The sequence below is a fragment of the Micromonospora sp. NBC_00898 genome, assembly GCF_045207895.1.
In the GTDB taxonomy this organism is placed as follows: Bacteria; Actinomycetota; Actinomycetes; order Mycobacteriales; family Micromonosporaceae; genus Micromonospora.
The window spans coordinates 1,142,711-1,166,160 of record NZ_CP108775.1 but is presented as its reverse complement, the minus strand read 5'-3'; the positions used below and the strand labels follow the sequence as shown (position 1 = coordinate 1,166,160).

The 23,450-nt window shown below is 74.1% G+C and carries 21 protein-coding genes; 6 read left to right on the top strand and 15 right to left on the bottom strand.

Annotation, left to right across the window (positions count from 1 at the left end):
* Positions 1–40: 40 nt before the first annotated feature.
* From alaS to OG799_RS05490, 6 genes are all read right to left on the bottom strand, one after another.
* Positions 41–2,719: an alanine--tRNA ligase gene (gene alaS / locus OG799_RS05515; RefSeq protein ID WP_406043733.1), complete on the bottom strand. Its 2,679-nt coding sequence runs from the start codon at positions 2,717–2,719 to the stop codon at positions 41–43.
* Complete coding sequence (locus tag OG799_RS05510) at positions 2,716–3,021, bottom strand: hypothetical protein (protein WP_406043731.1); 306 nt, start codon at positions 3,019–3,021, stop codon at positions 2,716–2,718. The genes alaS and OG799_RS05510 overlap by 4 nt, the downstream gene beginning before the upstream one ends.
* Before the next feature lie 31 nt (positions 3,022–3,052).
* Entirely contained in the window at positions 3,053–3,514 is a 462-nt protein-coding gene (locus OG799_RS05505; protein ID WP_406043729.1) for a DUF948 domain-containing protein, read from the bottom strand.
* Between the two features lie 148 nt (positions 3,515–3,662).
* Complete coding sequence (locus OG799_RS05500; protein ID WP_406046210.1) at positions 3,663–4,280, bottom strand: hypothetical protein; 618 nt, start codon at positions 4,278–4,280, stop codon at positions 3,663–3,665.
* Positions 4,281–6,663: 2,383 nt separating this feature from the next.
* Positions 6,664–8,166 (bottom strand): replication-associated recombination protein A, encoded by a 1,503-nt coding sequence (locus OG799_RS05495; protein WP_406043727.1) that lies wholly within the window; start codon positions 8,164–8,166, stop codon positions 6,664–6,666.
* Between the two features lie 73 nt (positions 8,167–8,239).
* On the bottom strand, positions 8,240–8,452 hold the full coding sequence (locus OG799_RS05490) for a hypothetical protein (RefSeq protein ID WP_406043725.1): 213 nt from the start codon (positions 8,450–8,452) through the stop codon (positions 8,240–8,242).
* Between the two features lie 133 nt (positions 8,453–8,585).
* On the opposite strand from OG799_RS05490, the gene OG799_RS05485 reads away from it, so the two are divergent.
* Complete coding sequence (locus tag OG799_RS05485) at positions 8,586–9,326, top strand: GNAT family N-acetyltransferase (protein ID WP_406043723.1); 741 nt, start codon at positions 8,586–8,588, stop codon at positions 9,324–9,326.
* Between the two features lie 54 nt (positions 9,327–9,380).
* Here the strand turns inward: OG799_RS05485 and OG799_RS05480 are convergent, their stop codons facing one another.
* The 4 genes from OG799_RS05480 to aspS all read right to left on the bottom strand — a co-directional run bounded on the left by OG799_RS05480 (position 9,381) and on the right by aspS (position 14,151).
* Positions 9,381–10,775, bottom strand: a complete 1,395-nt coding sequence (locus OG799_RS05480) for an MFS transporter (protein WP_406043721.1) — start codon at positions 10,773–10,775, stop codon at positions 9,381–9,383.
* Entirely contained in the window at positions 10,772–11,371 is a 600-nt protein-coding gene (locus OG799_RS05475; RefSeq protein ID WP_406043719.1) for an ArsR/SmtB family transcription factor, read from the bottom strand. The genes OG799_RS05480 and OG799_RS05475 overlap by 4 nt, the downstream gene beginning before the upstream one ends.
* An 85-nt stretch (positions 11,372–11,456) precedes the next feature.
* On the bottom strand, positions 11,457–12,269 hold the full coding sequence (locus tag OG799_RS05470; RefSeq protein WP_406043717.1) for a sugar nucleotide-binding protein: 813 nt from the start codon (positions 12,267–12,269) through the stop codon (positions 11,457–11,459).
* 76 nt (positions 12,270–12,345) lie between these two features.
* Positions 12,346–14,151 (bottom strand): aspartate--tRNA ligase, encoded by a 1,806-nt coding sequence (aspS, locus tag OG799_RS05465; RefSeq protein WP_406043715.1) that lies wholly within the window; start codon positions 14,149–14,151, stop codon positions 12,346–12,348.
* Positions 14,152–14,304: 153 nt separating this feature from the next.
* Between aspS and OG799_RS05460 the strand changes: the two genes are divergently transcribed.
* Positions 14,305–14,988, top strand: coding sequence for a DUF998 domain-containing protein (locus OG799_RS05460; RefSeq protein WP_406043713.1), 684 nt, complete (start codon positions 14,305–14,307; stop codon positions 14,986–14,988).
* Here the strand turns inward: OG799_RS05460 and OG799_RS05455 are convergent.
* Positions 14,975–16,024, bottom strand: a complete 1,050-nt coding sequence (locus OG799_RS05455; RefSeq protein ID WP_406043711.1) for a S1 family peptidase — start codon at positions 16,022–16,024, stop codon at positions 14,975–14,977. The genes OG799_RS05460 and OG799_RS05455 overlap by 14 nt on opposite strands.
* Before the next feature lie 249 nt (positions 16,025–16,273).
* Between OG799_RS05455 and OG799_RS05450 the strand changes: the two genes are divergently transcribed.
* Positions 16,274–17,104: an SGNH/GDSL hydrolase family protein gene (locus OG799_RS05450; protein ID WP_406043709.1), complete on the top strand. Its 831-nt coding sequence runs from the start codon at positions 16,274–16,276 to the stop codon at positions 17,102–17,104.
* A 55-nt stretch (positions 17,105–17,159) separates the two neighbouring features.
* Here the strand turns inward: OG799_RS05450 and OG799_RS05445 are convergent, their stop codons facing one another.
* The gene (locus OG799_RS05445) at positions 17,160–17,633 is read right to left on the bottom strand and encodes a winged helix-turn-helix transcriptional regulator (protein WP_406043707.1); all 474 of its coding nucleotides are present in this window, start codon (positions 17,631–17,633) and stop codon (positions 17,160–17,162) included.
* Between the two features lie 55 nt (positions 17,634–17,688).
* Here OG799_RS05445 and OG799_RS05440 point away from each other — a divergent pair, with 55 nt between their 5' ends.
* Positions 17,689–18,198 (top strand): PaaI family thioesterase, encoded by a 510-nt coding sequence (locus OG799_RS05440; RefSeq protein WP_406043705.1) that lies wholly within the window; start codon positions 17,689–17,691, stop codon positions 18,196–18,198.
* Positions 18,199–18,302: 104 nt separating this feature from the next.
* On the opposite strand, the gene OG799_RS05435 is transcribed toward OG799_RS05440, so the two are convergent.
* The 3 genes from OG799_RS05435 to OG799_RS05425 all read right to left on the bottom strand — a co-directional run bounded on the left by OG799_RS05435 (position 18,303) and on the right by OG799_RS05425 (position 21,410).
* Positions 18,303–19,241 carry an acyl-ACP desaturase gene (locus tag OG799_RS05435; RefSeq protein ID WP_406043703.1) on the bottom strand — a complete coding sequence of 313 codons (939 nt, stop codon included), beginning with the start codon at positions 19,239–19,241 and terminating at the stop codon, positions 18,303–18,305.
* Between the two features lie 71 nt (positions 19,242–19,312).
* The gene (gene hisS, locus OG799_RS05430) at positions 19,313–20,635 is read right to left on the bottom strand and encodes a histidine--tRNA ligase (protein ID WP_406043701.1); all 1,323 of its coding nucleotides are present in this window, start codon (positions 20,633–20,635) and stop codon (positions 19,313–19,315) included.
* 55 nt (positions 20,636–20,690) lie between these two features.
* The gene (locus OG799_RS05425) at positions 20,691–21,410 is read right to left on the bottom strand and encodes an MBL fold metallo-hydrolase (RefSeq protein ID WP_406043698.1); all 720 of its coding nucleotides are present in this window, start codon (positions 21,408–21,410) and stop codon (positions 20,691–20,693) included.
* A gap of 260 nt (positions 21,411–21,670) precedes the next feature.
* Here OG799_RS05425 and OG799_RS05420 point away from each other — a divergent pair, with 260 nt between their 5' ends.
* Both OG799_RS05420 and OG799_RS05415 read left to right on the top strand, forming a co-directional pair.
* The gene (locus OG799_RS05420) at positions 21,671–22,537 is read left to right on the top strand and encodes a peptidylprolyl isomerase (RefSeq protein WP_406043696.1); all 867 of its coding nucleotides are present in this window, start codon (positions 21,671–21,673) and stop codon (positions 22,535–22,537) included.
* A 62-nt stretch (positions 22,538–22,599) separates the two neighbouring features.
* Entirely contained in the window at positions 22,600–23,436 is an 837-nt protein-coding gene (locus tag OG799_RS05415) for a peptidylprolyl isomerase (protein ID WP_406043694.1), read from the top strand.
* Positions 23,437–23,450: the final 14 nt, after the last annotated feature.

Here is a 23,450-nt window from a genome sequence, read left to right as displayed (position 1 = left end):
CGGACCGGCATGGTCCGCCCTGGCCGCAGTCGGTGCGCCATCACGCGTCGGCGATCGCCTTCTCCACGGTGGCCAGCAGGTTCGGCGCCTCGGCCGCCGGCAGGCCACCACCCTGGGCGAGGTCGTCGCTGCCGCCACCGCGGCCGGAGAAGGCCGCCTTGACCAGCTCCTTCGCGGTCAGGCCGCGACCGCGCGCGGCCTGGTTGACCGCCACCACCAGGGACGCCTTGCCTCCGGCCCGGGCCGCCACGGCGACCACCGCCGGCCGGGCCGGGTCGATCCGGCCGCGGATCTCCTGGGCCAGGGTCCGCACGTCGTTGCCGGCCGCGCCCTCGGGCGCCTCGGTGCCGACGTACGCCACCCCGCGCACGTCCTTCGCCTGCGCCGCGAGCGCCGCCGCCCCGCCGAGCACCAGCTGGGCGCGGAGCTTCTCCAGCTCCTTCTCCGCGTCCCGCAGCTGGGTGACGGTCTGCTCCACCCGGTCGGCGACCTGGTCGCCGGGGACCCGGAACAGCTCCGCCAGCCGGGAGACCAGCAGATGCTCGCGGGCCAGGAAGCCGAACGCGTCCATGCCGACGAGGGCCTCGATCCGGCGCACGCCCGAGCCGACCGACGCCTCGGAGAGGATCTTCACCAGGCCGAGCTGCGCCGACCGGGCCACGTGCGTGCCGCCGCACAGCTCCCGGGCGTAGTCGCCGACCTCGACGACCCGGACCCGTTCGCCGTACTTCTCGCCGAACAGCGCCATCGCGCCGATCCGGCGGGCCTCCTCCTGGGTGGTGATGAAGGCGTGCACCTCCAGGTCCCCCAGCAGCACCTCGTTGACCTGCTGCTCCACGTCGTGCAGCACGCTCGGCGCCACCCCGGTCGGGGTGTTGAAGTCGAACCGCAGCCGGCCCGGCGCGTTCAGCGACCCCGCCTGGGTCGCCGACTCGCCGAGGAAGTTGCGCATGGTCTGGTGCACGAGGTGGGTCGCGGTGTGCGAGCGGGAGATCGCCCGCCGCCGCGACACGTCGATCTCGGCGTACCCGGTCTCCCCGGCGCGCACCTCACCCCGGACCACCTTCGCCCGGTGCACGATCAGGCCCGGCACCGGCTGCTGCACGTCGAAGACCTCGAGCTGGCCGCCGCCGACCGTGATCAGACCCTGGTCGGGCTGCTGGCCGCCGCCCTCGGCGTAGAACGGGGTGGTGTCGAGCACCAGCTCGATCGTGTCGCCCTCGACCGCCGCGCCGACCGTCGCCCCGCCGCTGAGCAGCGCGCGGACCCGGGACTCCCGGTTCAGCTCGGTGTAGCCGGTGAACTCGACCGCGCCGCCGGAGTCCAGCACCGACCGGTACGCCGACACGTCGGTGTGCCCGGTCTTGCGCGCCTGCGCGTCCGCCTTCGCCCGGCTGCGCTGGTCGGCCATCAGCCGGCGGAAACCCTCCGCGTCGACCTGGAGCCCCTGCTCGGCCGCGATCTCCAGGGTCAGGTCGATCGGGAAGCCGTACGTGTCGTGGAGCTGGAACGCCTTGTCGCCGGAGATCGCCGCTCTGCCGGCGGTCCTGGTCTCCGCGATCGCGGTGTCCAGGATCGTGGTGCCCGCGCGCAGCGTGCTGAGGAACGCGTCCTCCTCCGCGTACGCGTACTGGGAGATCCGGCCGAACTCGGCGGACAGCTCCGGGTACGACGGGGCCATGCAGTCCCGGGCCACCGGCAGCAGCTCGGGCAGCGCCCGGTCGGAGTAGCCGAGCAGCCGGACCGCGCGGATCGCCCGGCGCATGATCCGGCGCAACACGTAGCCACGGCCCTCGTTCGACGGGGTCACCCCGTCGCCGATCAGCATCAGCGCCGTGCGCACGTGGTCGGCGATCACCCGCAGCCGGACGTCGTCCGGGTGCGACTCGCTGGCCACGTGGCCGGAGTGCGCGCCGTACCGCTTGCCGGTCAGCTCGGCGGCCTTGTCCAGGATCGGCCGAACCTCGTCGATCTCGTAGAGGTTGTCGACGCCCTGCATGATGGACGCGATCCGCTCCAGGCCCATGCCGGTGTCGATGTTCTTCGCCGGCAGCTCGCCGAGGATCGGGTAATCCTCCTTGGAGGTGCCCGGACCCCGCTCGAACTGCATGAAGACGAGGTTCCAGAACTCCATGTAGCGGTCCTCGTCGACCGCCGGGCCACCCTCACGGCCGTACTCGGGGCCGCGGTCGTAGAACAGCTCGGAGCACGGGCCGCACGGGCCGGGAATGCCCATCGACCAGAAGTTGTCCGCCTTGCCCCGGCGGACGATCCGCTCGGCGGGCACGCCGACGGACCGCCAGATCTGGTACGCCTCGTCGTCGTCCAGGTAGACCGTCGGCCAGATCCGCTCCGGGTCCAGCCCGAAGCCACCCTCGGTGACCGGCTTGGTGACCAGGTCCCAGGCCAGCGGGATGGCCCCGTCCTTGAAGTAGTCGCCGAAGGAGAAGTTGCCGTTCATCTGGAAGAACGTGCCGTGCCGGCTGGTCTTGCCGACCTCGTCGATGTCCGGCGTACGGATGCACTTCTGGACGCTGACCGCGCGGCTGTACGGCGGGGTCTGCTGGCCCAGGAAGTAGGGGACGAACTGCACCATGCCGGCGTTGACGAACAGCAGGTTCGGGTCGCTGATGGCGGGCAGCGGAGCGGACGGCACCACGGCGTGGCCGTTCGCCTGGAAGTGGGCGAGGTACCGCCGCTTGATCTCCGCCGTCTTCATCGCTGGTGCTCCTCCGGGAATATCTCTCGGTCGCCGATGCGCGGGTCCTCCCGCAGCTCGGCGAACTGGTCGTCGAACGTCTCGCCGCGGGCGAACGCCTCGTGGATCTCCTGCTCGCGCTCGGCCATCCCGACCCGGACGTCCTCCACGAAGCTACGCAGCGACTCGACGAGGCCGCCAGCGGATTCCGACAGGCCGCTGGCGATGCCGGACGGCGTGTACGCCTGCGCGGTCCGGGTCACCTTGCGCACCACCACCACGCCCACGGCCAGCCCGATGCCCAGCCAGAACAACCGCCTCATGCTCTCATCCTCCTGGTCAGCGCCGGCCGGGTCAGCGGTTGCCGCGCTTGGCGGCCCGGCGCTGCTGCTTGATGGTGTCGCGCACCTCACGCTCGGTCTCCGCGTGCCGGCGGGCCGAGGCGGCCCGGCGTACGCCGTAGCCGAACGCGGCCACCTTCACCAGGGGGTTCGCCGCGGCGGCGGAGACCACGGTGGCCAGGTTCGCCACGTTGGCGGTCACGTTCTGCGCGTGGGTGGTCATGGTGTCCACCTTGGCGAGCTGGAGGTTGACCCCGTCGAGGGAGGTCTGCACCTGCTCCAGGGCGACGTTGACGTTCTTCACGGTGGTGTTGACGTCGCCGAGCAGCGGCGTGGTCCGCTCGTTCAGGTCGTTGATCATGCGGGTCGTCGCGTCCACGGTGTGCCGCAGCCGCAGGATCGGCACCGCCAGCACGAGCACCAGCATCAGGAACGCGCCGGCCAGGATCAGCCAAGCGATCTGTCCACCATCCACGCACGTCCTCCTCAAGCAGGGTTCCGGGATCCAACGCCCGGAACGCGCCACCGTCATACCCACACCGGCACGCGGCCACCCACGAGGGTCAACGCGGCGGGCGCGGGCCTGCCAGCCCCAGACCCTACCGTCCGTGATGGAAAGCGGCTCAGGACGGTGAGCGTGTCTGTTCGCCGAGCGGATCGTCGGTGAGGGTGGGGTACGGATCCTCACCGGTCAGTGACGGGTCGGTGCTCGGCTGTGGTCGGGTCCGCTCGTCGTCGATCGCGTTGCGCACCTTCACCGACACCAACGAGCCGGTGCACTTCCCCGCTGCGGGCGAGGGCGCCGGAGACGGCGCCGGTTGCCCGTTGACCGGCGGCAGGGCGCAGGTGGGCTCGCGTACCCACAGGTCGAGGGTGAGCTCGTCCCGGCGCCAGCAGGTGTAGCTGCCCTTGGCGGGCTGCTCCGGGCAGCGGCTGACCTTCCACCGCCGCCAACCGTCCCGGGTCAGCGCCTGCTCGTACGCCTGGGTGGTCTCCTTCGGCGCCCGCTGCGACTCCACCGTGCGCTCCCGCAGCCGGCAGTCCTGCAGGCACCAGCGGCTGCCGCTGACGTTGTCGACGGTCTTCACCGTCGCCCAGCTCGGCACGTCGAGCGCGTCGAGGGAGTCGAAGACCGGGTCCCGGCTGAGCGTACGCAGCCCGAAGTAGAGCGGCACCGCGCCGAGCAGCACCAGGCTGACCAGGGCGAGGATGCCCATCCGCAGGCGACGCCGCTCGCGCATCTGCCGGCGCAGCTCGGACCGGGCGCCACGCAGGCCACCGGCGGCCGTCCGGTCGTCCTCCGCGGGCTCCGACCCGGCCCGGCGCAGCGTCGGGTCCGCCGGTTGCGGTCGCGGGCCGATCGGCTCCGCCTGCGGTACGACCACGGCGGCCCGCGCCACCGCGGGCGCGTCCCCGGGCCGACCGGACGGGGGTACGGAGGCCGCGCCGCGCGGCTCCGGGCGGCCCGGCTCCCGCTGGGGTGGGGTGGACCGGCCGGTCGGCGGCTCGTCGGCGCCGACGGGCCGGGTCATCGGGGCGGCGGCCCGGGCCGCCGCCGGCTGCCCACCCGAGGTACGGAGGCCGGGCTCGGCGCCGCCGGGCTGGGGGCCGAGCCGGTCGGCCGCGGGCGACCGGGGTGGGGCGGGACCGTCGGGCGCGACACCGGGCCGGGCCGCGCCGCGCGCCGGTCCGGCGGGCCGGCCGTCGCCGACGGCCGGGGACGGAGCGGGACGACCGCCGTCGACCGGTGGCGGTCCCGGCCGGCCGGTCGGGGTGGGACCGGCGGGCGCGCCGCCGGGACGTGCCGCGCCGCGGGCGCCGGTGGGCTGATCGGGTACGGCCGCCGATCCCGGCGGCACCGTGGCACCACCGGTCCGTCCGGTGGCCGCCCGTCCGGGGCCGGCGGGGGCGGCCCGTCGGCCGGTGGGCGGCTCCTCGCCGGCGAGGCCGGCCGGTCCGGTCCGGTCGACCACCGGCATCGCCGGGTCGCTGTGGTGTCCGCGGCCGGCCTGGCGCAGCCAGTCCGCCGGCCGCTCGGGGCGGTCACCGCGCGGCCCGTCGCCGCCGTTGCGCCCGCCGCGACGGGGGCGGGGGTGGCCGGCCCGTCCGTCCCGGCCCGCCGGGCCGTCGGGCTGTCGCCGTCCTCGGCTGCGGCACGACGGCCGGCCGGCAGGTCGGTTCCACCGGCGGCGCGACGGCCGGCCAGCGGCCCGGTGACCTCCGGGCCGGCCGGGCGGCCAGCAGGCGATGGGGCGTCCGGCGCGGCCGGGCGGCCACCGGTCGGCGGCGCGTCGGACGCGGCGCGACGACCGGTCGGCGGTGCGTCCGGCGCGGCACGACGACCGGTCGGCGGGGCGTCCGGCGCGGCACGGCGACCGGGCGCGGACGGGTCAGCCGGCTCGGGTCGGGGGCGCCGACGGTCCGCCGCGCGCCCGGGGTCGGTGCCGGGTGCGGAGCGGGCGGCGCCGGGCGACATGCCGTCCGCCGGCAGCGGTGGCGCGTTGCCGCTCATCGACACGACCGGCTGCTCGGGCTCACCGGCGCGGCGCCGACCGCCCGGGCGCGGCACACCGGGCCCGGTGGGGCCGTCCGCAGCGGCCGGGTCCACGGGCGCCGGCGCGCGACGGCGACGCCCCTCGGGCCCAGCCGAGCCGGGGCGCGGCGCGCCGGGGGACGGGGCGACGGTCGGGTAGGGCGCGCCGGGCGGAGCGGCACGCCGGCCCGCGCCCGAGACCGGGCGGACACCCGGATCGGCGCCCTCGGGCATCCCCCGCCGGCCCGCGCCGGCACCGGGCCGAAGTCCAGGATCGGTCCCTTCCGGAACCGCACGACGACCCGCGCCCGAGACCGGACGGACACCCGGATCAGCGCCCTCGGGCATCCCCCGCCGGCCCGCACCCGGGGTGGGCGGGGCGGACGCCGGGGCGCCCGGCCCCTCGGGGCCACGCCGGCCGGCGCCCGGCGGCGGCGCGGACCGCGGGCCGCTGGAGGGCATGCCCGGGCCCGGCGCCGGCCAGCCGGTCGCGGGCGGTTGGCCGCCGCGGACGGGACCGCCGGCGGTCGGCGGGACCGCGCCGTGCGCGGCGGTGGACCCGCCCGCGTCGCGGCGCGGGGGTCGGGACGGCTCGGTGGGGCGGCGAACGGGCGCGGCCGGCTCGGGCGACCCGGGCCAGGGCCCGTCGACTGGGCGCGACCGGGCGGCGGCCGGGTCGGGCCCGCCGGGACGGACCGGGGGCGCCGCCGGCCCGGCCTCGGCCGGGTTGCGCTGCACGGACGGCCCGTCGGGCCTGGGGCGACCCGCGACGGGCGGGGGCACGGCTCCCGGCCGGGCAGCCCGGCCCGGCTCGGGCGGCGCGGGACGCGGGGGCGGACCGGCGGGCGGCACCGGGCCGCGCGCCGGCGCCGGACCGGGCGGGGACGCCTGGCCGGGGCCGCCACCTTCCGGTCCGAGTTCCGTACGCTGCTGCTTGGCCGTACGCAGGTCGTCGATCCAGCCGAACTCCTCGCCGGCGACCGCGTCCTCCGGCTCGGCGTCGGCCCTGCCCCGTCCCCACCGGCGGCCCTTGGCCCGAGGGTCCCGCCGCTCGTCGGGGCCGTCCTCCGGCCGCTCCGGACCTCGCGCCATCACTGCTGACCCTCCCCGACAGCGTCGCTGCCGCCCTCATCCGCCCCGCTGACCTGCTCCGGACCCGCCGGGCGACCACCGTTCACGGCGACCGGTGCGGGCTGCTCACCCCGGGCCGGCGGTGCGGGCAGCCCGCGGACGATCCGGCGCAGCGCCGGCAGCCGGGTGGCCACCGACCGCTCGGCACCATGCCCGCTGGGCTGGTAGTAGTCGGTCCCGACGAGATCGTCCGGAGCGTACTGCTGGGTGACCACGCCGCGATGGTCGTCGTGCGGGTAGCGGTAGCCGGCGCCGTGCCCGAGGCCCCGCGCGCCGGAGTAGTGCGCGTCGCGCAGCCCACGCGGGACCGCGCCGCCGCGACCGGCCCGAACGTCGGCGATGGCGGCGCCGATGGCGGTGGTGGCCGAGTTCGACTTCGGGGCGGTGGCCAGGTGGATCACCGCCTGGGCGAGGTTGAGCTGCGCCTCGGGCAGGCCGACGTACTCCACGGCGTGGGCGGCGGCGGTGGCGACGCTCAGCGCGGTGGGGTCGGCCATCCCGACGTCCTCGCTGGCGAAGATCACCAGGCGGCGGGCGATGAAGCGGGCGTCCTCACCGGCGACCAGCATCCGGGCCAGCCAGTGCAGCGCCGCGTCCACGTCCGAGCCGCGCATGCTCTTGATGAACGCGCTGGTCACGTCGTAGTGGGCGTCACCGTCGCGGTCGTAGCGGACAGCGGCGACGTCGACCGCCTGCTCGGCGGTGGCCAGGTCGATCCGGCCGGCGCCGAGCGCGGTGGCGGTGGCGGCCGCCGCCTCCAGCGCGGTCAGCGCCTTGCGGACGTCCCCGCCGGCGAGGCGTACCAGGTGGTCCTCGGCGTCGGTGGCCAGGGTGAGCGCGCCACGCAGGCCACGCTCGTCGGCGACCGCGCGGCGCAGCAGGCCGCGCACGGCGTCGTCGGTCAGCGGCTGGAGGGTGAGCAGCACGCACCGGGACAGCAGCGGTGAGATGACCGAGAAGTACGGGTTCTCGGTGGTCGCGGCGAGCAGGGTGACCGTCCGGTCCTCCACCGCGGCGAGCAGCGAATCCTGCTGGGTCTTGCTGAACCGGTGCACCTCGTCGATGAAGAGCACGGTCTGCGGGCCGCCGGTGCGACGTTGCCGGCGGGCGGTCTCGATCACCGCCCGGACGTCCTTGACCCCGGCGGAGAGGGCCGACATGGCGACGAAGCGCCGGTCGGTGGCCCGGGCGACGAGGTGGGCGATGGTGGTCTTGCCGCTGCCCGGCGGGCCCCAGAGGATCACCGACATGGGCGTCGCGCCGCCGACCAGCTGCCGCAGGGGCGCGCCCGGGGCGAGCAGGTGCTCCTGGCCGACCAGTTCGTCGATGCTGGCGGGCCGCATCCGCACCGGCAGGGGCGAATCCTCCCCGGCGGCGGTGAACCCGTCGACACCGCCGGAACCCGCGGGGGCGCTGGGCGCGCCGGCGGGTTCGCCGAGGGTGAAGAGGGCTTCGGACTCCATCACGAAGACAGTACCGGGCCCGGTCGGCGACGCTGGAATCGCGCCGCGCACCGGGCCCGGTGATCCGTTCCGGTCAGCCACGGCCCGGACGGCGTCCCCGGTACCAGCGGCCGCCGCCACCGCCGCGCGGGCCGGAGCCCACCCCGGCCAGGTAGAGCGAGAGCAGCAGGAAGCCGATCAGGGCCAGGGTCCAGTTGTTGAAGAGGTCGGGGGTGCCGAGGTTCGTGTTCAGGAAGTCGAGCAGCAGCGCGAAGCCGAACACGATGGCCGCGAGAATGGCGAGCATGTCGTTCCTCCGGTGGGGGTTCCCAGTAGGTCGGCGCCTGATGTACCCAATCGGTCTGTTCGTCAATCTCCACCGTGGAGCGGTCCGCCCCCAGGCTCGGCCAACGCCAACATCGGCGTTCTAGGCTGGCGGCATGATCACTGCCGACCAGGTCCTGGTGGGTCGGGACGCCCTCCTGGCCGCCACCGGACACCACCCGTACGCCCGGCACGCGCTCTGGCGCGACCACCAGCCACGCGGCTGGCGCCGGGACGAGGCGGTGGGCTGGCTCCTGCCGCCGGAGCAGGGGCCGGCCGGCGGGGCGCTGGGGCCGGCCGCCCCGGCGGTCGACGTCTTCGCCGGTCTCGTGGCCGACGGGGCGCTGCGCCCGGGCCACTGGCTGCACCTGCCCCGCACCACGGCGGCGGAGCTGGCCGGGCGGCTGACCGTCGCCCGGCTCGACGAGTGGGACTTCCTCTGGACCACCACGCCCCCGCCGCCCCAGCCTGAGCAGGAGCGGGTGGTACGCCTCACCGAGGCCGACCACCCGGCCCTGGTGGCGCTGATCGAGGAGTCCTTCCCGACCACCACCTCCCGCCCCGGCGACCCGCGCATCGTCGACTGGTACGGCATCCGCGACGGCGACCGCCTGGTCGCCTGCGGGGCGGACCGCAGCCGGGGTGACATCGGCTTCCTGGCCGGGCTGACCGTGGCCACCGACCGGCGGGGGCGCGGCCTCGGCGCGGCGCTGACCGCCGGGATGACCCGGGCGCTGTTCACCCGGTACGACCACGTCGCCCTCGGCGTCTACACCCACAACGTCGGGGCGATCCGGCTCTACCGCCGGCTCGGCTACACCGGTGCCGTGCCCCGCAGCTCCGTCCACCTCGGCTGAGCGGAGCGGGGCCCCTGGCACCGCATTCCGGGCAGGGGCCCCGCTCGTTGGCGCTCAGCTCGCCCGGGCCGCGGCACCCTCCCGGGTCGCCGGCTCGGCGGGCGTGGGCGGCACGGCCGGAGCCGGACCGGCCGGCGCGCCGGCGAGGGCGTCGCCGGGACCGGCCGGCGGAGCCGGGAGGGTGTCGTCGGGCTCGTCCGCGGGGACCAGCGCGGCGTTCCGACCGGCGCGCCAGGCCGGCAGGTAGAGCGGGGCGGCCACGGCGAGCACCACCGCGCCGACCAGCATCGCCATGGTCACGCTGCTGGCGTCGGCGATCGCGGTGAGCAGCACCGCGCCGAGCGCGAAGCCGGGCTGCCCCATCATCGAGTTCAACGAGATCACGCTGGTGCGGTACGGCCCGTCGACCTGGCGGTGCAGCAGCCCCATGTGCAGCGGGTTCGACGCGCCGTGCACGGTGTAGCAGGCGAGGTAGGCGATGAGCACCCCGACCGGGCCGGCGAACACGCCCATCCCGAGTACCGTCACACCCTGCAGGATCCGCAGCAGCGCGGCGCTCGGCGCGGCGCCGAGCCAGCGCAGCAGGAGCGGGGTCGCCGCGGCGCCGGCCGCCGAGACGAGCCAGGCCGCGGAGCTGGCCGGCCCGAGCAGCGCGGCCGCGCGGTCGGCGTTGCCGACCACCTCGGCGAGGCGGACCGGCAGCAGCGACTCGAAGGTGACCATGCCGAAGCCCCAGAACAACTCGACGGCGACCAGGGCGAGCAGCACCCGGGAGCGGCGCAGCAGCCCGAAGGCCTGGCCGACCATGCGCGGGGCCTCGGCGACCGAGGCGCGCAGCGCGCCTGAGCCCTTGGCCGGGCCGGTCTCCACGAGGAGGACCAGCAGGGCGACCAGGGCCACCGCCTGCAGGGCGATGGCGACCAGGACCGGCACGGTCAGGGCGCTGACCGGCCCGACCGGGCCGAGCGCGATCAGGCCACCGCTGAGCAGCGCGCCCCCGGCGATGGCGACGCCGGAGACGGTACCGGCGAAACCGAGGCCGCGCTCGTACTCGGCCTTCGGATCGGCGGCGAGGGTGGCGTCGACGTACCAGGACTCCAGCGGGCCGCTGTCCAGCGCCCGATAGACGCCCTGCAGCGCCCAGACCAGGAAGAAGAGCCAGAAGGAGTCGGCCACCGCGAAGAGGCCGAGCGAGACCAGGCTGAGCGCCCAGGCGGTGGCCAGCACCGGCTTGCGGCCGAGCGCGTCGGCGAGCCCGCCGGTCGGCAGTTCCAGGGCCAGGACCACCAGCCCCTGGGCGGTGGAGACCAGGCCGATCTGGGACAGCGACAGGCCGCGCTCCTGCATCACCAGGATCATGACCGGGATCATCAGGCCGGTGGGCAGCCAGCGCAGGCCGTAGAGGGTGAGGTAGCGGAACCGGACCTGGCGTACGGACAGCGCGCTCATCGCATCTCCTGGATCAACGGGTAGGCGGCGAGGAAGACCTGCACCGGCTCGGCGTCCGGCTCGGCGGCGTCCGCCTCGTGGTGGTAGCGCTCGAGTACCTGCCACACCTCAGCCTTGAGCGCCTCCAAGCGGGCCGGCGGGATGGTCAGGAAGATGTCGCCCATGCCGAAGGCGTCCCGCCAGGCGGGCGACCATTCGTGCTGGGCCGCGAACCACCGCTCGGCGTGCTCGACGAGGAGGCGCACCTGGTCGCCCTGGATCCACTCGATCGCCGCCCGGGCGTCCGGGTCGTCGTCGAAGTCGGTCGGCTCCCAGTTGGTGACGTCGTGCGCGGCCCGCCACCAGCGCTGCCGGCCGGTGCCCCGGTCGGGGTCCTCGACGACCAGGCCGACCTCGGCGAGCTGGCGGAGGTGGTAGCTGGTGGCGCCGGTGTTGGTGTTGAGCAGTTCGGCGAGGGCGGTGGCGGTGGCCGGACCCTTCACGCGCAGGGCGCCGACCAGGCGCATGCGCAGCGGGTGGGCGAGCACCCGCACCTGGCGGTGGTCGATCCGCACCGCGCGCGGCGCGGGCCGGGTCCCCGGGTCGTCGTTCTCCATGCCTTGCACAATATCCGTGCACACTTCCTATGCACAATAGTTTTGCATAGGAAGTGTGCACGATCCGACGGTGGCGGCGAGGAGGTCAGGCGGCGAGGAGTTCGCGGATCCCACGCAGCCGGGTGCGCAGCAGTCCGGCGGCGCGGGTGGAGTCGAGGCGCACGTCGGTGGGGCGGAGCAGGCCGGAGGCGGCACCGGTGGTGGTCTTCATCCCGGCCGGGTCGATCCCCTCCCGGCGGGCCACCAGCAGGCCCAGCTCGGCGCGGCTGACCGCGTCCGGGCCGGCCACGTTGAGCGGGCCGGCGTACCCCGAGGGCACCAGTTCGAGGACGGCGGCGGCCACGTCGACCACGTCGACCGGGCAGCGGAGCTCGTCGGTGAACAGGGTGGCCCGGCCGGCCAGCGCGTCGCGGCAGAGCTGGATCTGCTTGCTCCCCTCCCCCACGATCAGCGAGGTCCGGACCAGCACGGCCCCCGGGTCGATCGCCCGCACCGCGGTTTCCGCCGCCGCCTTCGCCGCACCGTACGGAAAGACCGGGCTGGGCGGGTCGTCGTCCAGATAGGGCGACGGCCGGCCGGCATGCAGCGCGTCGCTGGACAGGTGGACGAGGCGGGCCCCCACCTCGGCGGCGGCCACCGCCACGTGCGCGGCCCCGTCGGCGGTGACCGCCCAGTCGGCGTACCGGTAGGGCGTGCCGATGACGGCGTCGGGGCGTACCGCGGTGACGAGCGCGCGCACGGCGGACCGGTCGGTGACGTCGAGCCGGCGCGCCTCGACGCCCGGCACCGCGACGGCGGCCGAGTGGTACGTCCCGACCACCCGCTCCCCCGCGGCCACCGCCTGCCGGCAGATCTCCGCGCCGAGGAAGCCGCTGGCCCCCACCACGAGCAGTGTCATCCCAGTCCTCGTTTCCCGAAAAGGTCGAGCGGTCCGCGTCATCATGACGCGGACCGCTCGATCACGTGGGGACGGCTCAGACCGGGTCGGCCACCGGGGCGGCCGGGCCGGCGGTGCCGGCGTGCGGGCCGGTCGCCGCCTTGGGCTTGGCGTCGATGCCGGCCTCCAGACGCTGCTGCGCCGTGATCGGCGTCGGCGCGCCGGTCAGCGGGTCGAACCCGCCCCGGGTCTTCGGGAAGGCGATGACCTCGCGGATCGAGTCGGCGCCGGCGAGCAGCATGCAGACCCGGTCCCAGCCGAAGGCGATGCCGCCGTGCGGCGGGGCGCCGTACTTGAACGCCTCCAGCAGGAAGCCGAACTTGTCCTGCGCCTCCTCCGGGGTGATGCCCAGCAGGTCGAAGACCCGCTTCTGCACGTCGCCGCGGTGGATACGGATGGAGCCGCCGCCGATCTCGTTGCCGTTGCAGACGATGTCGTACGCGTACGCCAGGGCCCGGTCGGGGGCCTCCTCGAACCGGTCCACCCACTCGGCGTTCGGGGAGGTGAACGGGTGGTGCACGGCCGTCCAGCCGCCCTCGTCGGTGCGTTCGAACATGGGCGCGTCGACCACCCAGCAGAACGCCCAGGCGCTCTCGTCGACCAGGCCGGCCCGCTTGGCGATCTCGATGCGGGCCGCGCCGAGCAGCTCCTGCGCCTCCCGGGTGTTGGTGCTGGCGGCGAAGAAGACCGCGTCGCCCGGCTTGGCGCCGACCGCGTCGGCGAGCCCGCCCAGGTGCTCGGCGGAGAGGTTCTTCGCCACCGGGCCGCGCGCCTCGCCGGTCTCCGCGTCGAGCACCACGTACGCCAGGCCGCGCGCGCCGCGCGCCTTGGCCCAGTCCTGCCAGCCGTCCAGCTCCTTGCGGGACTGGGCCGCGCCGCCCGGCATGACCACCGCGCCGACGTAGCCGCCCGCGTCGATCGCGCCGGCGAAGACCCGGAACTCGGTGCCGCGCAGGTACTCGGTCAGCTCGGTCAGCTCGACGCCGTAGCGCAGGTCCGGCTTGTCCGAGCCGTACCGGGCCATCGCGTCGTGCCAGGTGATCCGCGGGATCGGCCGGGAGATCTCGTACCCGGCCAGGTCCTTCCAGAGCGCCGAGACGATCGCCTCGCCGAGGTCGATCACGTCGTCCTCGGTGACGAACGACATCTCGATGTCGAGCTGGGTGAACTCGGGCTGCCGGTCGGCCCGGAAGTCCTCGTCGCGGTAGCAGCGGGCGATCTGGTAGTACCGCTCCATGCCGCCGACCATGAGCAGCTGCTTGAACAGCTGCGGCGACTGCGGCAGGGCGTACCAGCTACCCGGCTGAAGGCGGACCGGGACCAGGAAGTCGCGCGCGCCCTCCGGGGTGGAGCGGGTCAGCGTCGGCGTCTCGATCTCCAGGAAGTCCCGCTCGTGCAGCACACCCCGGGCGAGCTGGTTGGCCCGCGAGCGCAGCCGCATCGCGTTGGCCGGGCCGCTGCGGCGCAGGTCCAGGTAGCGGTACTTGAGCCGGATGTCGTCGCCGGCCTCGATCTGGTCGTCCACCGGCAGCGGCAGCGGGGCCGCCTCGGAGAGCACCTCCAGCTCGGTGGCGGTCACCTCGACCTCGCCGGTGGGCAGGTCCGGGTTCTCGTTGCCGGCGGGGCGCCGGGTCACCTCGCCGGTGACCTTCACGCAGAACTCGTTGCGCAGCGCGTGCGCGTCCTCCTCGCGGAAGACCACCTGGACCACGCCGGAGCCGTCGCGCAGGTCGACGAAGATGACCCCGCCGTGGTCGCGCCGGCGGGCCACCCACCCGGCGAGCGTCACCGTCGAGCCGGCGTCCGCGGCGCGCAGGCTTCCGGCATTGTGGGTACGGATCACGGCTGGCAACTCCTCATCGTGGAACAGTCCTCACCGACATTCTGTCAGGGACGGCCGCCCTGTCTCTGGGGCACCCGGCAGACCGGCCCATTCGGACCCGGGGGGTCTGCCGATCCCCGTCCGGCGGGCCGCTCGGGCGGTTACCGTGGCCGGATGCGTGCCGTACCGACCTGGGCCGTGGTCGCGGCGGGGGCGGCGCCCGTGCTGCTGGTGTCCGGCTGGACGATCGCGGGCGCCCGGCAGCCCGCCGGGTACGACCCGGTCCGGGACACCATCAGCGAGCTGGCGGGGCAGGACGCGACGGACCCCTGGATCATGGTCGGTTGCCTGGCGCTGCTGGGCTGCTGCTACCTGGCGACCGCCGCGGTGCTGCACGCGGCCGGGCTGCCCAGCCGGTTCCTCCTCGCCGTCGGCGGGGTCGCCACCGTCGCGCTGATCGCCTTCCCCCGGCCGAAGGTCGGCGGCTCCCTCGGCCACGGCATCGTGGCGACCGTGGCCGTCCTCGCCCTGGCGCTCTGGCCCGCCGGGTCGGCGCTGCGGCTGCCGCGTGGGCCGGACAGCGGGCACCCGACCCGGCCGGAGCCGCCGTGGGCGTTCCGCCGGCCGGTGGCGCTGGGCGTCACCGCGCTGCTGCTGGGCCTGTTCGGCTGGTGTGCCTTCGAGGTGACCGGCGGCTCGCGGACCGGGCTGGCCGAGCGGGTGACCGCGGCGGCGGTCGCGCTCTGGCCGCTGCTGGCGATGCTCTCCGCCCGGCGGGCGTGGCTCGCCGGGACGCGGCGGAGCGGGCCGCCGGTCGGCCGGCGGCCCGCTCGCGGCGGATCGGTCAGTAGACGCTGACGCCGTAGACGCTCAGCGGCTCCGTGACCGGCTGGAAGTAGGTGGTGCCGCCGGAGGAGCAGTTGCCGCTGCCGCCGGAGGTGAGGCCCAGCGCGGTGCTGCCGGCGAAGAGCGAGCCGCCGCTGTCGCCGCCCTCGGCGCAGACGTTGGTGCGGATCAGGCCGGAGACGGAACCCTCGGCGTAGTTCACCGTCGCGCCGGTGGCGGAGACGGAGCCGCTGTGCACGCCGGTGGTGCTGCCGCTGCGCTTGACGGCCTGGCCGACGTACGCGTTGCCGGCCGTGGTGATGTCCTGGTAGCTGCCGTTGTAGAGGTAGACGTTGCCGGGGTGGGACACGCCGCTGGCGTAGCGCACGATGCCGTAGTCGTTGCCCGGGAAGCTGGTGCCGGCCCGGCTGCCCAGCACGGTGGTGTGGCTGGAGTTGGAGTACCAGGTGGACCCGAGGTTGGTGCAGTGCCCGGCGGTGAGGAAGTAGTAGGTGCTACCGCTGCGGACGTTGAAGCCGAGCGAGCAGCGGTAGGCGCCGGTGTAGATGGCCTGCCCGCCGGAGAGCCTCTTGCTGAGCACGCCCGGCTCGGAGACCAGCCGCGTCGCGCCGTTGGTGCGGGCCGCAGCGGCCCGGACCTGCTCCAACTTGGCGCCGGTGACCGTGCTGTCGTAGGAGACCACGACCTGGTTGGTGGCCGGGTCGGTCCACCAGGCGGTTCCGGGGATCCTTGCGGAGCGCTCCAGCTCGGCGGTGGCGGCCTGCAGCGCCGCGGCGCCGCGGGTGACGAGCTTCGGCGTGGCGCCGGCGGCGCGGACCGCGCGGGCGGCGGCGGCGTCGGTGACCGCGACGACCATCGTGCCGCTGGCGTCGGCGTACGTGCCGGCGGCGCGGTCGCCGAGCCGGGCGGCCAGGTTGGCCGCGGCGTCGGGGGAAGCGGGCGACGAGGGTGCCGCCTGGGCGGGCGCGCCGAGCAGCGAGCCGGCTACCAGGGTTCCGGCGACGGCGGCGGTGACGGCGCGGCGGAGCGATGACCTCGTGGGTCGCATGAACAACCTCCCGGATGGGGGTGGGGGGCCCAACTCATGGCGAGGACCCTGAACCAACCCGGCCTAGCTGCGGCAACCGGCCGGGCTTGGTTGAAGTATTCACATATTTAAGATCGTAGACAAGACCTCGGTTTGCCCGAATTCACCCACCGGCCACATGTAACGGCTCCGCACCATTGTGGACAATGACTGTCATCTATAACATCCGGTCACCGTCGCATTACCGGCACCCGCGATCCGGAGGCCACGATGACCATCCCCCGACGCGTGCTGGCCGCCCTCGCCAGCCTGACCGCCCTCGTCCTGCTCGCCGCCAGCCCGGCCAGCGCCGCCGCCACCGCACCACCCAACTCGATGGCCAGCCTCGGCGACTCGATCACCCGCGGCTTCAACGCCTGCGGCTGGTACGTCGACTGCACCTCGCGGTCGTTCAGCACCGGTGACTACTCCACCGTGAACAGTCACTACCTGCGGATCCGCGCGGTCAACCCGAACATCCAGGCCCGCAACAACAACGACGCCCGCAGCGGCGCCAAGTCCGCCGACATTTACGGCCAGGCCGGCACCGCGGTCAGCCAGGGCGTCGAGTACGTCACCATGCTGATTGGCGCCAACGACGCCTGCACCGGCTCGGAAGCCACCATGACCCCGGTGACCACCTATCGGGCCAACATCGACAGCGCGCTCAACCGCCTCAAGGCCGGCCTGCCCAACGCCCGGGTCGCGGTGATCAGCGTGCCGGACATCTACCGCCTCTGGTACATCGGCAAGGGCAGCGGCAGCGCCCGCAGCGCCTGGTCGGCGTTCGGCATCTGCCAGTCGATGCTGGCCAACGCCACCTCGACCGCGCAGGCCGACGTCGACCGGCGGGCGCGGGTTCGACAGCGGGTGGTGGACTACAACACCCAGCTCGCCCAGGCCTGCGCCGCGTACGGCACGAACTGCGACTTCGACGACAACGCGGTGTTCAACTACCCGTTCGTGCTGAGCCAGGTCTCGACCTGGGACTACTTCCACCCGAACACCAGTGGCCAGGCGGTGCTGGCCAGCGTCTCGTACGCCAACGGCTTCGGCTGGTAAGCGCTCCCCCGCCCGGCGCGCGGACGGCCCGACCGCCCGCGCGCCGGGTCGCGCCTCAGCTCCCGCGGCGCGCCCCGGGGCCCGGCCGGGGCACCACGTCGCGGGGGTCGGCGACCTCGTGCCCCTCGGCGCAGCGCAACTCCACGTGGACCTCGGCGCCGCAGTCCCGGTGGGTCACCCGCAGCGGCGAGCCCTCCGGGTCGGCGAGGTAGCGGTCGCCCCAGCCGAGCACCGCCACCAGCACCGGCCACAGGTCGAGGCCCTTGCCGGTCAGCCGGTACTCGTGACGCAGCCGGCTGCCCGGCTCCCGGTACGGCTCGCGGCGCAGCACGCCCTGCTCGACCAGGGTGGCGAGCCGGTTGGTGAGCACCTGCCGGGGGATGCCGGTGCGTACCCGCATGTCGTCGAAGCGGCGGATGCCGTTGAACACCTCGCGGAGCACGACCAGGGTCCACCGCTCGCCGAGCACCTCCATCGCCCGGGCGATGGTGCAGTTCTCGACCGACCAGTCCAGCGCCGCGGGTCTCATGCCGACCAGGCTAGGTCTGATTGACAGACTCAGCAAGCGCTGCGAGGCTGAGTCCATGACACAGACGCAGGACCGCAGCCGTACCTTCTCCTGGTCCGACCCGGCCGCCGGCGCGGCCCACGTCGGCCGGCGCAGCGGCCTGGAGCTGCTCCGCGCGATGATCGCCGGCGAGCTGGCCGCGCCGCCGATCATGCACCTGATCGACATGGCCCGGATGGAGGCCGACGAGGGCCGGGTCGCGGTGGAGCTGGTGCCCCAGGAGTTCCACTACAACCCGCTCGGCACCGTCCACGGCGGCGTCATCTCCACCCTGCTGGACACCGCCGCCGCCTGCTCGGTGCACACCACCCTGCCCGCCGGCGTCGGCTACACCTCGCTGGACCTGAACGTGAAGTTCCTCCGCCCGGTAACGGTCGCCAGCGGCACCCTGCGCTGCGAGGGCACGGTGCTCCAGCGCGGCCGCCGCACCGCCCTCGCCGAGGCCCGCCTCACCGACGCCCAGGGCCGCCTCATCGCCCACGCCACGTCGACCTGCCTCCTCTTCCCCCTCGACCCCCCCGCCTGACCCACCCCACTCCCGCCGATCTTGCACTTTGGGTCGCCGGTGTGGGCCTGTTGCGGCTCTTGCCGAGGCACAAAGTGCAAGATCGCGGTGGTGGGAGGTGGCAGTCAGGCGTGGGCGGCGAGGCGGGCCTCGCGGGCGGCGCGCTTCTCCTCGAAGCGGGACGCCGCCTGCTCCAGGGAGTCGAGGTGGGCGGCGACGGCCTCCCGGGCGGCCTCGCCGTCGGCGTCCAGGCCGGTCACGTTGAAGACGTCCCATTGGCGCAGCACGGGGACGACCACCTCGTCGCGGTGCTGGCGCAGGTCGTAGATGCCGGCCAGGGCGATCGCCACGGACTTGCGGGCGAAGCCGTCGATGCCCACGCCGGGCATCTGGAAGTCGGCCAGCACGTCCGCGACGGCCCGCATCGCCTGGCTCGGGGCCAGTTCGAAGGCCGCGGCGAGCAGGTTGCGGTAGAAGACCATGTGCAGGTTCTCGTCGGCGGCCACCCGGGCCAGCAGCGCCTCGCAGGCCGGGTCGCCGGTGACCCGGCCGGTGTTGCGGTGCGAGATCCGGGTCGCCAGCTCCTGGAGCGACACGTACGCCAGGGAGTGCAGCACCTCGTCGCCGTGCGCGTTGACGTAGCCCGCCGACATGTGGGTCATCCGGGCGCGTTCCAGCGCCACCGGGTCGACCGCCCGGGTGACCGTCAGGTAGTCGCGGATCGCGGTGCCGTGCCGCCCTTCCTCGGCGGTCCACCGGTGCACCCAGTTCCCCCACGCGCCGTCCCGGCCGAACAGGGTGGCGATCTCGTGGTGGTACGAGGGCAGGTTGTCCTCGGTGAGCAGGTTGACGATCAGCGCCGTGCGGGCCACCTCGGGGATGGTGGTGTCGTTCTCCGACCAGGCCTCGCCGCCGAGCGGGCCGTCGAAGGTGCGTCCCTCGCTCCACGGGACGTACTCGTGCGGGAACCACTCCTTTGCCATCGACAGGTGCCGGTCGAGGTTCTTCTCCACCACGGCTTCGAGTTCGAGGAGCAGGGCGGTCTGGCTCATCGGGGCGGTCATGCAAGTCTCCCTACGGCGGCGTAACTTACGCCACCGTAGGTCCTCTACCCCCGTACGCGCCAGTAAGGAATTCAGCTGACCAGTGGTTTCAGGTCCGCGCGCGGGGGCGTCCACTCCCCCGCCGCCGCGGCGACCTGCTCGCCGGAGCGGATGTCCTTCACCTCGTCGCCCTCGGCGCCCGGGAACCAGACGTACGGGATGCCGCGCCGCTCGGCGTACCGGATCTGCTTGCCGAACTTCGCCGCGCTCGGTGACACCTCGGTGGGGATGCCCCGGGAACGCAGCGCCTCGGCGACCTTGTTGCTCGCCGGGCGGTCCTCCTCGTTGGTGACGGCGACCAGGACGCAGGTCGGCACGCTGCGGGAGACCGTGAGCGCGTCGGCGCCGAAGAGCAGGCCGAGCAGCCGGGTCACGCCGATCGAGATGCCCACGCCGGGGAAGGAGACGTTTCCGGAGCTGGCCAGGTTGTCGTACCGGCCGCCGGAGCAGACCGAGCCGAACCGCTCGTAGCCCACCATCTGCGTCTCGTAGACGGTGCCGGTGTAGTAGTCCAGGCCACGGGCGATCCGCAGGTCGGCCACGCAGAGACCGGGCGAGTGCGCGGCGGCGGTCTCCACCACGGCGGTCAACTCGGCGATGCCCTCGTCGAGCAGCGGATCGCTCACGCCCAGGGCGCGCACCGCGTCGGCGAACGACGCGTCCGACGCGGAGATCTCCGCCAGCGCCAGGACCGCCTTGGCCTGCGCCTCGCTCGCCCCGGCGGTCTCCGCCAGCAGCTCGGCAACCTTCGCCGGGCCGATCTTGTCGAGCTTGTCCACCGCCCGCAGCGCCGACTCGGGGTCGCTGATCCCGACCCCCCGGTAGAAGCCCTCGCAGATCTTGCGGTTGTTGACCTGGATCCGCACCGGCGGGATGGGCAGCGAGCGCAGCGCGTCGCCGATCACCAGCGGCATCTCGGCCTCGTAGTGGGCCGGCAGGGTGTCCCGGTCGACGATGTCGATGTCGGCCTGAAGGAACTCCCGGTAGCGCCCCTCCTGCGGGCGCTCCCCCCGCCACACCTTCTGGATCTGGTAGCGGCGGAACGGGAACTGGAGCTTGCCGGCGTTCTCCAGCACGTACCGGGCGAACGGCACGGTCAGGTCGAAGTGCAGGCCGAGCGAGTCGTCACCGGCCGGGCCGTCGGTGTCCGCCTGGAGCCGGCGCAGCACGTAGACCTCCTTCGAGGTCTCGCCCTTGCGCAGCAACTGGTCCAGCGGCTCGACCGAGCGGGTCTCCAGGGGCGCGAAGCCGTACAGCTCGAAGGTGGCGCGGATCCGGTCCAGCACGAACTGCTCGATCATCCGCTGGGCGGGCGTCCACTCCGGGAAACCGGAGATGGGCGTGGGCTTGCTCATGGCGAACTCCTTGCGTCCCGCGCGGACCGCGCGGGGAGTCGTGGGTGCGGTGGGTCTACAGACCGCGGCTGGGCGCGGCCGGGCGCGCGCCGCCGGACCCCGCCACCTCCATGAGGTACGGGTTGCTCGCCCGCTCGCGGCCGATGGTGGTCGCGGGGCCGTGGCCGGGCAGGACGACGGTGTCGTCGGCCAGCGGGAGAACCTTCTCCCGCAGGCTGGACAGCATCCGGGGCATGCTGCCGCCCGGCAGGTCGGTGCGGCCGATCGAGCCGGCGAAGAGCACGTCACCGGAGAGGCAGATCTGCTCGGACTCCCAGGGCGAGCCGGCGCCGGGCATCCGGAACAGCACCGACCCGCCGGTATGGCCCGGAGCGTGGTCGACGGTGATCTCCAACCCGGCGAGGGTCAGCGTCGCCCCGTCGGTCAGCTCCGCCACGTCGTCCGGCTCGGCGTACGGCAGCCGACCGCCGAAGAGCTGGGTGAGGTCCATGGAGAGCGCCTTCGACGGGTCGGCGAGCAGCTCCCGGTCGTCCGGGTGGACGTACGCGGGGATGCCCCGCGCGTCGCAGACCGGCGCCACGGAGAAGGTGTGGTCGAGGTGGCCGTGGGTGAGCAGCACGGCGACCGGGTGCAGGCGGTGCTCGCCGAGCAGGGCGTCGAGCCGGTCGAGCACCCCGATGCCGGGGTCGACCACCACGCACTGCTCCCCCGGCGCGGTCGCCACCACGTAGCAGTTGGTGCCGAAGGCGTCCGCGGGAAAGCCGGCCACGAGCACGTCCGCTCCCTTTCCGTCGAATCGTCGTCCCCATCCAGCAGCCTAGTCGGACGGGCGAGCGCATTGTTCCGACCCAGCGGTCCCAGCCGTCCCGCCCGGCACAGTGACATACCCCGATAAACCCAGGCCGGACCTCGTACACCACATTCACAGCGGCTACCCGTACACTCTGGCGGGCGTGTGGCGTGGCGCACTGCCGCCGGACGGGCGGAGGACGCCCGGGCGCCGGCGACGACCAGGGTAAAGGAAGGGGAGCACGGGTGGCTTCCAGCAGGGACCGGCAGCGCAAACTGGCGCGGGCCAAGCTCGACCGGCAGCTCGCCCGGCGGGCCACGGCCACGAAGCGCCGCCGGCAGATCCAGGCCGGCGTGGGCGCCGCCGTGGTGCTCGCGCTGATCGCGCTCGGGTCGGCCTGGGCGCTGGGCGCGTTCGACTCCGAGCCGGAGAAGAAGGCGGCCGAGGACGTCTGCGTGTGGACCCCGCAGGACGCCAGCGCCAACACCAACCTCAAGGACGTCGGCACCCCGGCCACCACCGGCCTGCCGACCTCCGGCACCCGGGCGATGACGATCACCACCAACCAGGGCGCACCGATCACCGCCGAGCTCGACCTGGCGGCCGCGCCGTGCGCCGGGGCGAGCATCGCCCACCTGGCCGGCAAGTCGTTCTACGACAACACCAAGTGCCACGAGATCACCGCCGAGGGCGCGCTGCGCTGCGGCGACCCCAGCGGCACCGGCATCGGCGGCCCCGCCTACTCGTTCTACGACGAGAACGTGCCCACCCCGGCGCCGAGCCCGTCCGGCAAGCCGGCCGCCGGGCAGCCGCCGGCGTACCCGAAGGGCACGGTCGCGATGATCGCGAACCCGCCGGGCAGCAACGGCAGCCAGTTCCTCGTCTTCTTCAAGGACTTCAACCCGGCAAAGCCGGCCTACCCGGTGATCGGCAAGGTCACCGCCGGCCTCGACGTGGTGGAGAAGATCGGTGCCCTGCCGACCGTGGACAATGGGAGCGGGGCCAAGGTCAAGCCGAAGACCGACGTGCTGATCCAGAGCCTCACGGTCGGTGCGCCGACCACCGCACCGGCCGCCACCAGCACGCCCACGGCGAGCCCCAGCGCCGGCTGACCCGGCCGCCCACCCACCGCAGCGGCACCGTCCGCGCCCGAGAAGTTTCGTAAGGAGTGACCGTGACGTCCACGAGAGAGCGGCAGCGCGCGGCGGCGCGGGCCCGACTCGAGCGGGAGATGGCCGAGCGCGCGGCCCGCGCCCGCAAGCGCCGGCAGACGCAGGCGATCGTCGGGGCCGGTGCGGTCCTGCTGCTCGTGGTCGCCGGCACCGTCTGGCTGGCCACCGCCCTCGGTGGCGACGACGACAAGAAGCAGACCGCCACCTCGGCGGGTGCCGTCCAGTGCGCCTACACGGAGGTCCCCAAGGAGGGGCGCACCAAGCAGATCAAGGACGTCGGGGTGCCGGAGGCGCAACAGAAGAACGTCGGCACCCAGACCATGACGATGGACACCAACCTGGGGCCGATCACCGCGAAGATCGACCGGGCGGCCGTGCCGTGCACCGCGGGCAGCTTCACCCACCTGGCCAGCAAGGGCTTCTTCGACAACACCAAGTGCCACCGCCTGGTCACCGAGGGCATCAAGGTGCTGCAGTGCGGCGACCCGAGCGCGACCGGCAAGGGCTGGCGCGAGACCGACGGCACCGGCGGCCCGAGCTACAACATGGCCGAGGAGAACCTGCCGACCGACAAGCGCCCGCCGTACCCGGAGGGCGTCATCGCGATGGCCAACTCCGGCCAGCCGGGCAGCACCGGCAGCCAGTTCTTCATCGTCTACGGCGACTCGCAGCTCGACCCGAACTACACCGTGCTGGGCACCATCACCGGCGGCATGGACGTGGTCAAGCAGGTCGCGGCGGCCGGTGACGACAAGGCCTTCGCGCAGCAGGCCGGCGGCGGCCACCCCAAGAAGGAGATCGTCATCAACAAGCTGGCGATGAGCGACATCCAGGGCTGAGCCCACCCGTACGA